The organism is Streptomyces sp. MCA2 (assembly GCF_023544705.1).
In the GTDB taxonomy this organism is placed as follows: Bacteria; Actinomycetota; Actinomycetes; order Streptomycetales; family Streptomycetaceae; genus Streptomyces; species Streptomyces decoyicus.
Map to the genome: position 1 here is coordinate 42,919 of NZ_JAMJFM010000008.1, position 13,479 is coordinate 56,397.

Sequence of the window (13,479 nt, forward strand, 5' to 3'; positions counted from 1 at the left end):
AGACTTGAATCATGACCGCCATCACCTCTCCGGCGGTCGGCTTGGACAGCCGGATCCTGCGCAAGCAGGCGACAAGGGCGAGGGCCTCGACGCGGCGAGCCCGCACCGCGCCGACCACGAGCCCCCTCACCTTCCGCCACTGGTGCGAGCAGGCCTTCCCGTCGGCCGTACCCGGCTGAATACGGCCGCTCCCGCACCACCCGCTCCCGCCCCACCCGCTGCCGCACTTGCTCCCGCTGCGGCCGTCCGCCGGCGAACGCTCGCCGACCGACGACGGCCCTGAACGATGCTTCGCGACAGTCCTGACCCACGATAGGAACCGCACCACATGACCGACACCCGCAAGACCGCCCTCATCGTCGGGGCCTCCCGGACCCTGGGCCTCGCGCTCGCCGCCGAATACCTCCGTCGCGAGTGGGACGTCATCGGTACGGTCCGCGGCAGCCGGCACACCGGCCTCCACGACCTGGCCGAAGCGTCCGGAGGGCGGCTGACCATCGAGTCCCTGGAGATGACCGAGCCGGAGCAGATATCGGCACTGCGCGACCGACTGGCACAGCGCACCCTCGACCTGCTCTTCGTCAACGCCGCCATCACGCGCGGCGATATCCCCATCGGTGAGGTCCCGACGGACATGTTCACCGAGGTCATGATCACCAACGCACTCAGCCCGATGCGTGTCGTGGAGTCCCTCCGCCCGCTGGTCGCGCCGACCGGGACCATCGGCGTGATGTCCTCCGACCAGGGGAGCATCGCTCTGAACACCGAAGGCGGGCAGGACCTGTACCGGGCCAGCAAGTCCGCGCTGAACCAGCTGATGCGCAGCCACGCCGCCCGCAATGCCGAGGACACACGGACGCTGCTGCTCATGGACCCGGGTTGGGTGCGCACCGAACTCGGTGGACCTGACGCCGATCTCAGCGTGGAGGAGAGCATCCCCGGGGTGGCGGAGACGATCGAGTGCCACCGGGGGAAGCCCGGTCTCCACTTTCTCGATTACCAGGGGCAGGCCGTGCCCTGGTAGACGCCGCGACCGAACCCGCCGGGATCGCTGATACCTCTGGTCAACGGGCCGGAGGGAAACGGTGCACGCCGAGTCCTGAGCCAGAGTGCCGAAGAGGACCGCTCGGTAGTCGACCTTGTCTTCGGCCTGGAGCACCCAGGCAGCGGTGACCCGCACGAACGTCTCCGCCCTCTCCCGTCTCGGCGATGGACGGCCACCTGTTGATGAGGGCGACAGCAGGTGCGGCGGGAGATGTTCGGGTGAAAGCTAGAGGACATGGTGAAGCATGCCCCTCTTCATGTCTGTCCGCCCGCCAGCGACGGAGGCCGTCCGGTGACCCTCGGCGGGGTGGCTCTCGGTGTGGCCTACAACACCGCTGATGTGGTGCGGTTTCTGCGACAGGCCGGTATCGACGACAGCCTCATCGCCCTCGATGACCGTAGCCTGATCGAGTGGCAGGGCGGTGGGCCCGAGGTGTGGGAATAGGCGGCCGTACCCGATGTACTTGGGCGCCCGTGGCCGCTGCGGAGGGCATGGTCCATGGGCCGTTGGTATGCCTTCGTCCAGCCCGCCAGCCCGCCAGCCCGCCAGCCCGCCAGCCCGCCAGCCCGCCAGCCCGCCAGCCCGCCAGCCCGCCAGCCCGCCAGCCGACTGGCAGGCGTGGCGGGTGACCGCAGGACAGGAACACAGCACGAAGTGGCCCGGTGTGCGGCAGAGGTACGGGGACCTCATAGCCTGGTGATCGAACTTGATCCGGCGCGCCAGGCCACCGCATCACCACAGGGGGACCCGTATGTCTGCGTACTCACCGCCACCACAAGGGCCGACTCCCTACGGCCGGCAGCCCGGCCCGACCCCGTACGGGCCGCCGCCGAGTCACGGTGGCCCGGCCCCCTACGGGTCGCCTGCCACTGGTCCGTTCTTCCAAGGTCAGCAGCCTGCGTACGGGCCGTTGCCGGTCCAGCAGTCCGGCGTCCCGATGTTCACGCCGACGGGGCCTGCGCGACGCCCTTGGCTCCGGCCGCTCATCGCGCTCGGCGCCGTAACCGTGGCCTTCGCAGGGTTCTGGGTATTGAGCATGGCGACCGACGACGGTAAGCCCCCTGAGAGAGGCGCTCGCGACGCGGTCGCCGGGGACTGTCTGGAAAACCGTGGCACACACGCGGACCCCGTCCTTTTCACTGTCGCCTGCGGTGACGCCAAAGCCGACTACAGGGTCAGGTTCAGCGCCACGCGCCAAGAAAAATGCCCAGCGGAATTCGACGAGTACACCGAGCGGGGCAGCCGGCTCGGCGATATCACGCTGTGTCTGACCCCAGTGCATCACTAGTCAGGAAGGCGCCTTGTGCCGCCGCCGGTCCAGCGTCCCGTCGTGGCGCTGGACCAACGCCCCGGAGCTCGTCTGCGTCGGTCCACTCTCCTGGTCAGCGCGTCGCCTGCGATCCGCCGGTCTCCGAACCGGACCGTGGGCACTCCACCGCATGCGACCTCAGGATCTCAGGATCGGGGTGCCAGCAGGTCGTCCAGTTCGGCCGCGAAGAGCAGGGCGGGGTCGAGGCCCATGCCGGTGAAGTGACCGGCGAGCTCCAACGACAGGACGCCGTGCAGGCGGGTCCAGAAGGTCAGGAACCGGTGGAGGGCCTCGGGTGAGGCGGGGTGGCCGGCGGCCCAGTCCCGGTGGTCCTCCAGGTAGGTGCCGAAGGGCGTCGCGACGTCGTCCGGTGCGAGCGCCGTGCACGCGTCGAGCAGGGTCGTCATGATCTCGGAGGAGATGGCGGTGGTGTCCGCGGGCGCGTGGTAGCCGGGGATGGGGGTGCCGTAGACGAGGAAGTACCGCTGAGGGTCCGCCAGGGCCCAGTCGCGCAGGGCGTGTGCCAGCCCGGCCAGGTCGGCGCCGGTGGCGGAGGCCGTGCGGAGAGTCTCAGCGAGGCTTCGGTACGCCTCCCGGACGAGTTCGGTGATCAGCTCGTCGCGGCCGGCGAAGTAGCGGTAGAGCGCCGGTCCGCTCATGCCCATCTGCTTGGCGATCGCGTTGAGGGAGAGCGCGGACGCTCCCGCCGTGGCGATCTGTTCCCAGGCGCGTTGCGTGATCTCCGCTCGCACCTGGGCCCGATAGCGCTCCCGCGGGGTGTTCGCGCCCGTCGTCGCCATGGCCTGCCACCGCCTCCATTCATCTGGCTACATCCTCAAGGGTTGGTTAGAAGCTATCACGCATCCATTGACCTGCCGCTCCGCGTGACGTTATAACTTATAACGAACACGTGAGCTTCTATCGGGGCTGCTCGGTGTGGCCGACTGGCAGCGCTCATGTCCCGACCGACAGAGGAGATCGTCATGTCCGGCATCCGCAGTACCGGCATCCGCGCCGCCCTGTTACCCGTCCCGCTCGTCCTCGGCCTGATCGGCGCCGCTGCCGCACCCGCCGGGGCCGTCGGCTCCCACACGTCCCACGCCTCGCCCACGTCCCAACCCGGCAAGTCCCTCACCTGCCGCGGGAAGGGCGTCGACCCCGATGCTCTCGTCCGCCACCGGACCGAGACCGTGATCAACGCCCCGCTGCGCACCGTCTGGAAGCTACAGACCGACGTGGAGCGCTGGCCGTCCTGGCAGCCCCCCGTCGAGAGCGTGGAACGCCTCGACCACGGTCCCCTCCGCAAGGGTTCGGCATTCCGGTGGACGACCCCGATACCCCCTAACCCCTCGACTCCCGCCACCAGCCTGGAGATCACCTCTACCGTCCAGCAGATCAGGCGCAACTCGTGCATCCGCTGGACCGGTCCCGCGATCGGCGAAGGACTGCGCATCGACGGTGTCCATGTCTGGAACTTCACCGAGGTCAAGGGCGGCGTCCGTGTGAGCACCGAGGAGACCCACACCGGTGACCAGGTGGAAGCGGACGTTCCCACCGCGACCAAGATCCTCCGTGAGGGCCTCGAGGCCTGGCTGCGCGAACTGAAGTCCGCCGCCGAAGCCCGCGCCCACAACCGGTACCTTCAGGAACATGCGTAGGCGCAAGTACGCAGCCACGTGAACTGGCCTTTGTGCGGCTCTGTTTGAGGCCTTGGGTGGTGCCGCCGGGGCCTTCGGAGCCTCGTCGGCGTGCTGGTGGGTCCGCACCGAGGTGGAGTCGGCATGGATCTCCCGGTCGATGCCGCCCTTGGCGTCGACGGCGGGCTGGATGTGCTGGAGCAGCCGTTCCCAGGTGTCGTCCGCCGACCACAACTGCTGCCGCTTGGGCCGGAACAACGAGCTACGGCTCGAAGGGGCACGTACTAGAGACTGAGGGGCGGCAGCGGAAGCGGCAGACCGGGCAGACCGTCGAGGCTTGCCGCGATGTGCTCCTTCTTCTCGAAGTAGCGCGCCAGGGAATCGTCGTCCTCACGCTCGAAGCGCTTGCGATGCAGATCGCGGTCCCCTTCGTATGCCAGGAACGGAACTGCGTAGCCGCAGGTGTCACGGACCAGACCGGCCGTCACCACGATGATGGCGCGCAGGCCGTGCGATGCCGGGTCGATGTCCGGGAAGTTCGCGAGCAGGCCCTCGAAACGTGGGTCGTCGCGGAAGACCGGCTCTCCACGGCCGTGAATGCGCACGATGTTCGGTGGGCCCTGGAAGGCGCACCACATCAGGGTGATACGGCCGTTCTCGCGCAGGTGTGAAACCGTCTCGGCGTTGCTGCCGGCGAAGTCGAGGTAGGCCACCGTTTGTTCGTCGAGTACGGCGAACGAGCCGACGAGGCCTTTGGGCGACAGGTTGACCGTACCGTCGCCGGACAACGGCGCCGTCGCGGTGAAGAAGATGGGCTGTGACTCGATGAAGGCGCGGAGTCTTCCGTCTATGCGTTCGTGTGTCTTTCCCATGCCTCCGATTCTCGTCTACTCGGGCACGCGAAGGGGGGTACCTCAGCCGCCGGATGACCTGTCTGGTGTGGCCAGGTCCCAACCACAATGTCGAGCTGTCCGATCGAAGAGACGCTCCCGAGCGCCGAGCGGGGCCACGCCGGATCAGACTCAATGGTGGCCTGTGGAAGGGGCGTTACCACGCAGGCGCCGAGGTGCGCTGGGGGTGGGTGAGGGTAAGCGGGTGCCCATTACCGGTGCGAACACGGGCGGTTGGGTAGTCCCGTTGTGCTCCCTCAAATCTCCCTCAGATCGCTTCACGCTCTCCCTGCGTTCCGTACGCTCGAAGTACTGAACGCCATGAGTGGAGGACCAATGAAAAGCGCCCTCAGCCGTCTGGTCTCCCGGGCAGCATCATCCCTGCGCCGCGGACGTCGGCGCCCGTTCGACCACCCTGAAGCCCACCGAGCTGCCCGGCCCGACCAGTACGCAGACGTGAGCAACCACTACCGACCCTTTTCCCCCAACGCGGGCGGGCTCCGGTGACCACACGCCTCGCGTAGGTTCCGGGCGCGCCACCCGCATCTCTAAGTCTCACCGCAATTGCGCTATCGGTACGCCGTGGGGCGGGCCGCCCCACGGCCCAGCCCCGACGTCCACCTCAGCGGCCCGCGCTCCCTCCCGCCGACAGGGAACCAGAGACGGCCGCTCGGCCTGCACGGAGCCACGCGAAAAAATCGCCAACTGCCCGGCCGTCTCCAGGATCCAGCTGAATCCGTCGCCTCCGGCGCCCGGCCAAACCAGCGCACCGCCGTGATCCGTATGTGATCAACGCCCCGTAATCTCCGCTGGGCAGAGGAATCAGGGGATGCGTGACCAAGACGGGGGAAAGTCATGACATACCGGCGCGCGGTGATACCGGCACTGGCCGGAGCGCTGCTGCTCACGGCCCTTCTGTGGTGGGCGGGGGCAAGCGCGCACGCACTGCGCCTGCCGGGCGCCACTGCCATGTTCGACGGCCAGTCCGCCGCCGAGCTGGCGCGGTGGCTCACGCCCTGGTCGTACGACCCTCCCGCCTCGCTTCAGTCCGGCCAAGAGGTGTCCGGCGGGATCGGGAACGCAGCGGGGACCGCCGGCACCAGCTACCTCACGTTGCACACCACTGCTCTACAGATCCGGTTCGGCGCGGTCTTCGCCTTCTTCGTACCTGGGGCGCTGCTCCTGGTCCGCAGGTTGCCGCCGGTGCACGGCCGGATGCCGGCCGCGCTGCTCGCAGTATGGGCCTGGGGTCTGGTGGCCGGAACCCTGGCGGTGACCGTCTCCGCGCCGTGGCTGATCGCCTCGGGAGGGCACGGCAGTTACCGCTTCCTGCCCCAGCTGGCGAGCGTGATCTCCTCCGGGCGGCAGGTGTTGGTGGTGACCGCGCTGGTCGCGGCGGCGGTGACAGTGCTCATAGCGCGAGTCACTGCCAAGGGGGCCGGTCCGCTGCCGCAGGAGGAAGTCCCGGCGCGCGCCGCCCGCCTGGCCGCCACCGCCGGGACCGCGGTGATCGCACTCTCCCTGGTGATCCTCTCGTACCAGCCGGTCGCCGCCGCCCTCCAGACGGTCTCCCCGAACATCGGGCTGCTCGCCGAACCGGGCGACCTCCTGCGCCAGTGGCTGCTGCTCGGCGGCTGGGTGGGCCCGGGGGGCGCGCCGCTCGGTGGCTGGCTCCTGTATCGCGCCGTCGACGTGCTGCTGCTCGCCGTGGTGTGGTGGGCACTGCGCCGGCTGCCCGGACTGCTCACCCGAGCCACGGTCCCTGCGATGGCGGCCGGCGCAGTCTGCGCGACCGTCCTCGGACTGCTGGCGAGTCAGCTGCTGAGGGTGGCGGTGGACGGGATGAGTTCGGGCCTGCGCTGGGACCTGCTGCGCCTGTCCGCCGGCATCGGTGAGGGTGTCCCGGCGGCCCTGACCTGCGGCCTGGTGGCGGGATGCGTGGCTGCACTGACGCTGCGGGTGGCTGTGGGCCGTGCGGAGAACGCAGACGCCATAACCTCTGTTCCGGGCCCCGACCGGCCCTAAGGGCTGTCCCGGATCGGACCTCAACATCTATGGCCCTGGGGGTAGTTCGCGCCCTGCCCAGGACCCGGTGGGGTGAGCGCGGCGGACTTCCCCAGTCGTGTCGTCGCGACGGACGGTGGGCGATGTCCGGGTGGCTGTCAGTGGTCGGTGGAACAATCTGACGTGATTGTCGTTCAGAGGGGGGCCGATGGCGTTTCGAGCTGTGCACGCGAAGTGGGGGACCGTCTTCGCGCACCTGCCTGACCTCGGATGCGAGCAGTCGTGGGATGCGGTGTGGAAGGTGAGGCCGCCCGCGCCAATCGCCTGCGCCGAGTGCCGGCATCCGATGCACGCGAAGACCTCCCGCAGCGGCTTACGGTTCTTTGCTCATGCCCCGCACGCGCCCGACTGCGAGGTCGCCCGACAGGGCGAGTCCGAGGCCCACCACCTCCTCAAGCTCGAACTCGCCAGCGCGGCCCGGGACGCCGGCGCCCATGCCGAAATGGAGGTGCGGGCACCTGACGGTTCCTGGCGGGCCGACGTGCTGGCCACCGACCCGGGCGGCGGATGGACGATGGCGCTGGAGGCCCAGCTCTCCCCGATCACGGCTGCGGACATCACCACCCGCACCGTCCGGATGCGCGAGCACGGCGTCACCTCGTGCTGGTTCAGTGACCGGCCCCGCCCGCCCTGGCTCGGCACGGTCCCCTCCATACGGCTGGCCGCTGATGCCGACCGCGGCCTCACGGTCGTCGAGGGCCTGGTGCGGTTCACCGGGTCGGGCTGGCAGATACCGGCGCGGGCGAGCCTCACCGACTTCCTGTGCTGGGTCTTCGCCGGCAAGGTCCTCCCGCACGCCCCGCGTACGACGCTCCGGTACCCGCTGCGGCAACTGCCGCAGGTGTGGACGGCGCCGCAGTACGTCACCGCCGAGGACGCTCACCTGGCCGAAGCGGAGAAGCGGCAGCGCCTCCAGCAGGAGCGGCAGGCCGCCTGCCGCGAGAAGTGGGAGAAGGAGCTCGCCCAAAAGCGTGCCCGCAACGCGGAGTCCCGTGCGCGGGCCATCGCCAAAGCCACGATCGTGGAGAAGAGGGCGCGGCAACCGCACCGCCGCGCCGGACCGGGGCTGCACGACGAGCTCATGGAGCGTGCGGACGTGCAGCGGGCGGTGACCTTCCTGGCGAGCGATGCCTACAACATCCCTGTGACTGCGGGCTGGAGCTCGTCCGAAGGCCACTGGGCGGGCGGCGTGCCGCTGATCAGAACCGATGAGGGGGTCCCCACCGCCGTCCTCGATCCGGAGCCCGGCCAGCTCAGCCACGACGCGTTCCGGCTGCTGGCCGGACTGCTCCTGCTCTTCTCGACCAAGGCTCGCAAAGAGCGATTCGAGCGCAATACCCGGCGTCGCAGGAAAGTACCGATCGACGGGTGGCAGACGGACTTCATGACTGACCCGCCTGCCCGGGCCTTGGTGCCGTATGGGGCCAAGGCGCACCGTCGCCGTAAGCCGGAGGAATGCACCTGCCCCCAACCGCAGCTGGTGGCGAAGATCTCGCGTGCCGAGTACCCGGCCGAGCCGGCCGAAGAGATGGGCCCGGCCGCCGGGCTCTATACGGCCGTGTGCCGGACGTGCGGTGGACCGTACGAACGGCCCTGGCGCCGGGTGCTCGCCAAAGGTCCTGAGCCGGAGAAGGCAGAGCGGGGAGGGAACGTCATGAGTCAGTCTTCTCACCCCGGCGATCAGTCCGGCTGACCGTATGACGTCCGCTCAGCGAGCTGCATGGCGACTGCGACTACGCCCAGGTGCTGAACCTCGTCGTGGAAGCCCTCGCCACCAGCAGGAAGGCAGCGCCGCCGCTCGGCCCCCGCCACCGGTGGGCCTGATGGCGTTGGAGGAATTCGTGCACAACGCCCGGCGCGCGCCCGCAACATGGGGCCACTTCTGGGACGTGCTTCGAAATCCTGGCCTCAAACCAGCTGTACAGGCGAGTCAGTTGCGGAATCCCACTGCCGGCAGGAGACCGATTCTCGGTCCTTCGCCCTAGTTCCGCTGACGGATGTGGTGAAGTGCCTGAAGCCATAACCTCGCTCCATGACGTCAGTTGACTCTCGTCTCAGCGGACCCCGCAGCCCCGAGCAGCGCAAGCGCGAGGCGCTGAAACGGCTCACGCGGGACAACGATGTATGGGTCGCTACGGCCGACACCACCGGCGAGCCGTGCCTCGTTCCGCTTGCCTTCTGGTGGGACGGCGAGGCTGTGTGGCTGTCCACCCGCGTCACCAACCCGACTGGGCGCAACCTGTCTGCCACAGGGCAGGCCCGCCTTTGCTTCGGCCACACCCGGGACGTGGTCCTGGTCCACGGCACCGCGCGCATGCTGACCCGCGAGGAGCTTCCCGCTGAGGTGGGCGATGCCTTTGCTGCCAAGGACGGCTGGGATCCTCGGCAGGATCATCGCTCTTACGTCTTCTTCCAGGTTGTCCCAGAGGTTTTGCAGGCGTGGGGAACGGTGCCCGAGATGAACGGACGGACCCTGATGCGTGAGGGGAAGTGGCTGGTTTAAGGCCTGTCTCGCACTGCAAAGAGGGACTCGTTGAGCGTCGCGACGAGGACCGCGACGAGGACCGTCCTCTCATAGCGGACCGCGAGCTTGTCGTACCTCGTGCTGGTGAGCACGGCACATGGTCGAGTCGATGATCGGCCGTCTCAGGAACCGGTCGGGAGGAAGCCGTCCCTGACCTTGTCGAAAACGGGACGGTAGGAGTCCCACTTCGCTTCCGGCGCCGAGACGGAGATGTCGTATTCCCGGCCGCCTTCGCGGCCGAAGCCGAGTTCGACGGCGCGGAAGCCGCGTTCCCGTCCCTGGAAGGTGTACTCCCACACCGCCGCCGGCTGATCCCGGAAAGTGGTCTGCTGCATGCGCAGCCTGCGGTATACGGAGTAGTTCGCCTTCGTATTCGTCTCCTTGTCCGCGAAGTGGGAAACGGGGTTGGTGCCCGCGGGAGCCACTGTCCTGATCGTGATTTCGACCAGTGCGGACGGGTCGATGTAGGTGATCTGTTCGGCTGTCCGCACGCGGGCCTTCCAGCCGTCCGGAACTGGGAAGGAGACGCCGAGTTTCCGCTCCCTGACCGGGTGAAAGCCCTGGGGCACGGGCGAGGCCGCCGACGAGGGTGAGGTGGCGTGGTGGCTCTTCTGGACATCGGGTGTGTCCGCGCCGCGGTGCGATGTCGCATAGAGCGCACCCGCCGTGGCGGCCGCGGTCACGGTGACGGCGGCCGACGCCATGATGAGGCGCTTGCGGGACCGGCGCCGCACTTGGCCGGCGGTGGCCCGTGTGGGCACTGGTGGTGCCGGGGGTACGTGCATGTCGCTGGAGGCCCGATGTACTCCCGGGTCAGGATCCGGGGGTGCGTCGTTCCTGCCGACGGGTTTCCGGTCCGCGGGTGAGCTCGCACCGGTGGCGGGCGGCGGCACCCCCGTCGATCCGCCCGACCGTGCGTCCCGCAGGGCTTGCTCCGTCTGATCCGCCGACGGGCGATCGTCGGGTTCCTTGGACAGGAGGGCCTCGATGAGCGGTTCCAGCGGGCCGGCCCGCTTCATCGGCTCCGGCGGGTCGACGGCGATGGCGTACGCGGTCTCCACCGCGGTGTCACGTCGGAACGGCGGCCGCCCCTCCACTGCCTGGTACAGGGTCGCGCCCAGCGCCCACAGGTCGGAAGCCGTTCCGGGCTTCAGCCCGCGGACGCGTTCCGCTGCCATGTAGTCGATCGACCCGACCATCTCGCCGGTCTTGGTCAGCGTCGACGCCCCGGCAGTCATCGCGATGCCGAAATCGGTGAGCACCACCCGCTCGCCCACGCCGAGGAGGACGTTGCCGGGTTTGACGTCGCGGTGCAGCACACCGGCGCCGTGCGCGGCCCGCAGGGCGGCGACCATGCCCAGGCCGATGCGGGCCGCCTCCTCCGGCCCGATGGTCCGGCCGTCCTTGAGGAGCTCGCTGAGCGTGGGCGACGGGACGTACTCCATGACGATGCAGGGCAGGCCGTCGTCGTCCACGACGTCGTGGACGACGATCACGTTCGGATGCGTGATGCGGGCGGCGCTGCGTGCCTCACGGCGCGTGCGCTCGTACAGCGTGGCGAGCTCGTCATCGGGCAGGTGCGGCTGCGTGTGCAGTCGCTTGAGCGCGACCTGGCGGCCGAGAACCTCGTCCTCGGCGCGCCACACCGTGCCCATGCCGCCGCGGCCGACGTGCTCCGTGAGCCGGTAGCGCCCAGCAATGAGCCGCCCCTCATCCGACACTGCGCGTCCTCCACCAGCCCTGTACACGTTCGATTCGCCTCGTCACCGTAACCCGCCCTGGGCAGGCCGCGGCGTCCACATATATGGACGCGCGAACGGCCCAGGTGGTTCGGTGCTGCTTCCGCTTTCCTGGGCTCACGTCGCTTCCGCCGGGCTGTGATCAGTGGGATAGCCGGGGGCTGAGCTCGCCGGGCGGGGAGGGAGATCTCGGTGGGCGAGGTCGGGTGGTGGCGGCGTGGCGGGTACGCGCGTGGGACGTCTGAGACCCCTCCTCTTGATCGAGAGAGGGCGAGGGCGAGGCTGAGCGACCAGGCCAGGAAGGAGCTCATCGCCGCGGCCCGCATGGCTCTGGAGAGAACGGTACTGATTTCGGCGCTTCGAGGTGGTTGGCTGGTTTGTACGGCTGGCGGACGGTCATTTGCGCAGTACGTCGTTGCTATGCGCTATGCGCTACGCGGATGACGGATGGAACCGCCCTCGTCGGCCGGACTCCCTCGGAGTGGGAGCAGTGGATATTCCATCGAGTCGAGAGCAGAGCACCTCGTACGGCTACCGCACGAGGCTCTGCCGCGCACGGCCGCAGTACGAGGTGCTGCCGCATGGTGAGAAGGTCCCCAGACCCTGATGTCAGGCCTTCCGGATCCGGTCGGCGATCTCCGGCCTCGCCGCGAACCCGGCCGCCTTGTACGTCGCGACGCCGCCGACGTTAGAGCTCGGCGTGCACACGCGCACGCTCGACGAGCCCATCTCCCGCAGTGCGGCCGCCCCGGCGACGGTGATCGCCCGGCCGTAGCCGCGCCCGCGGTGGTCCGCGTGGACGCCCATCGGCTCGACCAGTCCCGGCTTCCCCGGGCCGGCCGACCAGACCGTCACCACCGCCGTGGGGTTGCCCTGGTCGTCGTAGGCACCCAGGCATCGGGCTTCGGCGTAGAACGGTGCCGCGGACATCTTGTGCCGGTACTCGCGCGTGGGCCTCGTGGTGTTGAACGCGGACCGCAGGACGTCGGCGAAGTCCTGTGCCTGTTCCGGGCCGATCGCCTTGATCCACACGCCGGGGTCCTCCACCGCTTCGGCGAGGTCGCGGAAGAGCGGCGTCCACGGTTCGTCGACACCCCAGCCCTCCTTGGTCAACAGGTCGTGGAGCAGCAGGCCCGGCGGCGCCTCGATGGACACCGCTCCTTCCGGCAGCACGCCGCGCTCAGGCAGTGAGAAGTCCTCGACGAGCCGCCGCGCCAAGTCCTCGTCCTGGAAAGCGTCGGGAGCGACCGTCATCCGCACCACCGTCGGCGAATCCAGCATCCCGACAGCGAGGATCCGTCCGTCCCGGCTCCAGGTCCGGACCACCGCGGCCGTCTCGGCCGTTCCGAACCGGTAGTTCCAGCCGATGTCCCCGGGATGCAGCTGCATCGGCGCTTCGTCATGCTGCCACTCCCGCAGCGCCGCAATGGCCTCGCGCACCCGGTCGGTCGTCGGCGTACTCAGCACAATCGTCATAGCCGGGATCCGACACCCCGTCCCGGTGGCGTGCAACCGATTAACTGACCAAGCGCTTCAGGGTGATAGTGGCGGGAGGTCGATGGCGAGTCCGGTCCCGGCGAGGAAGCCGTCGAGGACGTCGGGGCGGTACGGGAGGCGCTTGAGTCGGTTGCGCACGAGAGCGGCGAGTCGGTCGAGGGCAACGCCGGCGAGGTTCGCGAGGCTGTGTTTCACGTGGGCCCACAGGTACTCGACCGCGTTCAGCTCGGGTGCGTAGGCGGGCAGGGCGAACACTGTCAGCCAGCTGCGTGCGTCGATCAGGTCGCGCATCTGGTGGGAGACGTGGGTGTTCAGGCGGTCCCACACGAGCACGATCGGCGCCTTGACCAGTTGGTGCACGCCGTCGACGAGGGCGATGTAGTCGCGCTCGGACAAGCTGCGGCGCTCGCCCTTGCGTCCGGTGTGGCGACGCACCCGGTGGCCCAGCCGGGTCCGCGAGCCCGGACGCATCGTGATCAGCCCGGCGACCGAGACCCGCCCGGAGCCGCGGCCGTTCACCTTCACGACCGGGGTGATGCCGCGCCGTCCCCAGGTACGTCCGGTCGGTGGCCTGCGGGTGAACCCCACCTCGTCCTCGAAGCAGATCCAGCCGCCGCAGGCCGCCCGGGTGGTTTTACCTCCGCCCATGTCACCTCCTTCCAGGAGGTGACGGCCTTCTCGTTGCGTTCCGCGGCCCTGCGAGCCGGGACCTGCGGCGTGAACCCGATCCGGCGCATCAGACTCGTCGCGCCCGAGAGGTGTGCATCAACGAGG

At 69.1% G+C, this 13,479-nt stretch carries 14 protein-coding genes; 8 read left to right on the forward strand and 6 right to left on the reverse strand.

Annotated features, from left to right (window positions below):
* Positions 1-11: 11 nt before the first annotated feature.
* The 4 genes from M8I34_RS08535 (at position 12) to M8I34_RS08550 (ending at position 2,333) form a co-directional block, all read left to right on the forward strand.
* A complete protein-coding gene (locus M8I34_RS08535) occupies positions 12-179 on the forward strand; it encodes a hypothetical protein (protein WP_250048640.1) in 168 nt (55 codons plus the stop codon).
* A gap of 149 nt (positions 180-328) precedes the next feature.
* Entirely contained in the window at positions 329-1,024 is a 696-nt protein-coding gene (locus tag M8I34_RS08540; protein ID WP_250048641.1) for an SDR family NAD(P)-dependent oxidoreductase, read from the forward strand.
* Positions 1,025-1,351: 327 nt separating this feature from the next.
* Entirely contained in the window at positions 1,352-1,489 is a 138-nt protein-coding gene (locus M8I34_RS08545; RefSeq protein ID WP_308372083.1) for a hypothetical protein, read from the forward strand.
* 592 nt (positions 1,490-2,081) lie between these two features.
* On the forward strand, positions 2,082-2,333 hold the full coding sequence (locus tag M8I34_RS08550; protein WP_250048642.1) for a hypothetical protein: 252 nt from the start codon (positions 2,082-2,084) through the stop codon (positions 2,331-2,333).
* 167 nt (positions 2,334-2,500) lie between these two features.
* Here the strand turns inward: M8I34_RS08550 and M8I34_RS08555 are convergent, their stop codons facing one another.
* Positions 2,501-3,154 (reverse strand): TetR/AcrR family transcriptional regulator, encoded by a 654-nt coding sequence (locus M8I34_RS08555; RefSeq protein ID WP_250048643.1) that lies wholly within the window; start codon positions 3,152-3,154, stop codon positions 2,501-2,503.
* A gap of 183 nt (positions 3,155-3,337) precedes the next feature.
* On the opposite strand from M8I34_RS08555, the gene M8I34_RS08560 reads away from it, so the two are divergent.
* Positions 3,338-4,012, forward strand: a complete 675-nt coding sequence (locus M8I34_RS08560) for an SRPBCC family protein (RefSeq protein ID WP_250048644.1) — start codon at positions 3,338-3,340, stop codon at positions 4,010-4,012.
* A gap of 263 nt (positions 4,013-4,275) precedes the next feature.
* Here M8I34_RS08560 and M8I34_RS08565 read toward each other — a convergent pair whose 3' ends face one another.
* Entirely contained in the window at positions 4,276-4,863 is a 588-nt protein-coding gene (locus M8I34_RS08565; RefSeq protein WP_250048645.1) for a pyridoxamine 5'-phosphate oxidase family protein, read from the reverse strand.
* Positions 4,864-5,736: 873 nt separating this feature from the next.
* On the opposite strand from M8I34_RS08565, the gene M8I34_RS08570 reads away from it, so the two are divergent.
* From M8I34_RS08570 to M8I34_RS08580, 3 genes are all read left to right on the forward strand, one after another.
* Complete coding sequence (locus M8I34_RS08570) at positions 5,737-6,906, forward strand: hypothetical protein (RefSeq protein WP_250048646.1); 1,170 nt, start codon at positions 5,737-5,739, stop codon at positions 6,904-6,906.
* Positions 6,907-7,093: 187 nt separating this feature from the next.
* Positions 7,094-8,638 (forward strand): competence protein CoiA family protein, encoded by a 1,545-nt coding sequence (locus tag M8I34_RS08575; RefSeq protein WP_284050108.1) that lies wholly within the window; start codon positions 7,094-7,096, stop codon positions 8,636-8,638.
* A 339-nt stretch (positions 8,639-8,977) separates the two neighbouring features.
* Positions 8,978-9,448: a pyridoxamine 5'-phosphate oxidase family protein gene (locus tag M8I34_RS08580; protein WP_250048648.1), complete on the forward strand. Its 471-nt coding sequence runs from the start codon at positions 8,978-8,980 to the stop codon at positions 9,446-9,448.
* Positions 9,449-9,591: 143 nt separating this feature from the next.
* On the opposite strand, the gene M8I34_RS08585 is transcribed toward M8I34_RS08580, so the two are convergent.
* The 4 genes from M8I34_RS08585 to M8I34_RS41850 all read right to left on the reverse strand — a co-directional run bounded on the left by M8I34_RS08585 (position 9,592) and on the right by M8I34_RS41850 (position 13,442).
* Positions 9,592-11,190, reverse strand: a complete 1,599-nt coding sequence (locus M8I34_RS08585) for a serine/threonine-protein kinase (protein ID WP_250048649.1) — start codon at positions 11,188-11,190, stop codon at positions 9,592-9,594.
* 627 nt (positions 11,191-11,817) lie between these two features.
* Positions 11,818-12,684: a GNAT family N-acetyltransferase gene (locus M8I34_RS08590; RefSeq protein WP_250048650.1), complete on the reverse strand. Its 867-nt coding sequence runs from the start codon at positions 12,682-12,684 to the stop codon at positions 11,818-11,820.
* Positions 12,685-12,741: 57 nt separating this feature from the next.
* Positions 12,742-13,293 carry a transposase gene (locus tag M8I34_RS08595; RefSeq protein WP_374210880.1) on the reverse strand — a complete coding sequence of 184 codons (552 nt, stop codon included), beginning with the start codon at positions 13,291-13,293 and terminating at the stop codon, positions 12,742-12,744.
* Positions 13,227-13,442, reverse strand: a complete 216-nt coding sequence (locus tag M8I34_RS41850; protein WP_374210876.1) for a winged helix-turn-helix domain-containing protein — start codon at positions 13,440-13,442, stop codon at positions 13,227-13,229. Before M8I34_RS41850 ends, M8I34_RS08595 begins: the two co-directional genes overlap by 67 nt.
* Between the last annotated feature and the right edge of the window lie 37 nt (positions 13,443-13,479).

Excerpts from the sequence above, each read along its gene's own strand:
- M8I34_RS08540 (WP_250048641.1), top strand. The coding sequence starts at position 329 with ATGACCGACACCCGCAAGACCGCCCTCATCGTCGGGGCCTCCCGGACC.
- M8I34_RS08535 (WP_250048640.1), top strand. The coding sequence starts at position 12 with ATGACCGCCATCACCTCTCCGGCGGTCGGCTTGGACAGCCGGATCCTG.
- M8I34_RS08580 (WP_250048648.1), top strand. The coding sequence starts at position 8,978 with ATGACGTCAGTTGACTCTCGTCTCAGCGGACCCCGCAGCCCCGAGCAG.
- M8I34_RS08570 (WP_250048646.1), top strand. The coding sequence starts at position 5,737 with ATGACATACCGGCGCGCGGTGATACCGGCACTGGCCGGAGCGCTGCTG.
- M8I34_RS08590 (WP_250048650.1), bottom strand. The coding sequence starts at position 12,684 with ATGACGATTGTGCTGAGTACGCCGACGACCGACCGGGTGCGCGAGGCC.
- M8I34_RS08550 (WP_250048642.1), top strand. The coding sequence starts at position 2,082 with ATGGCGACCGACGACGGTAAGCCCCCTGAGAGAGGCGCTCGCGACGCG.
- M8I34_RS41850 (WP_374210876.1), bottom strand. The coding sequence starts at position 13,442 with ATGCGCCGGATCGGGTTCACGCCGCAGGTCCCGGCTCGCAGGGCCGCG.
- M8I34_RS08560 (WP_250048644.1), top strand. The coding sequence starts at position 3,338 with ATGTCCGGCATCCGCAGTACCGGCATCCGCGCCGCCCTGTTACCCGTC.
- M8I34_RS08565 (WP_250048645.1), bottom strand. The coding sequence starts at position 4,863 with ATGGGAAAGACACACGAACGCATAGACGGAAGACTCCGCGCCTTCATC.
- M8I34_RS08575 (WP_284050108.1), top strand. The coding sequence starts at position 7,094 with ATGGCGTTTCGAGCTGTGCACGCGAAGTGGGGGACCGTCTTCGCGCAC.
- M8I34_RS08555 (WP_250048643.1), bottom strand. The coding sequence starts at position 3,154 with ATGGCGACGACGGGCGCGAACACCCCGCGGGAGCGCTATCGGGCCCAG.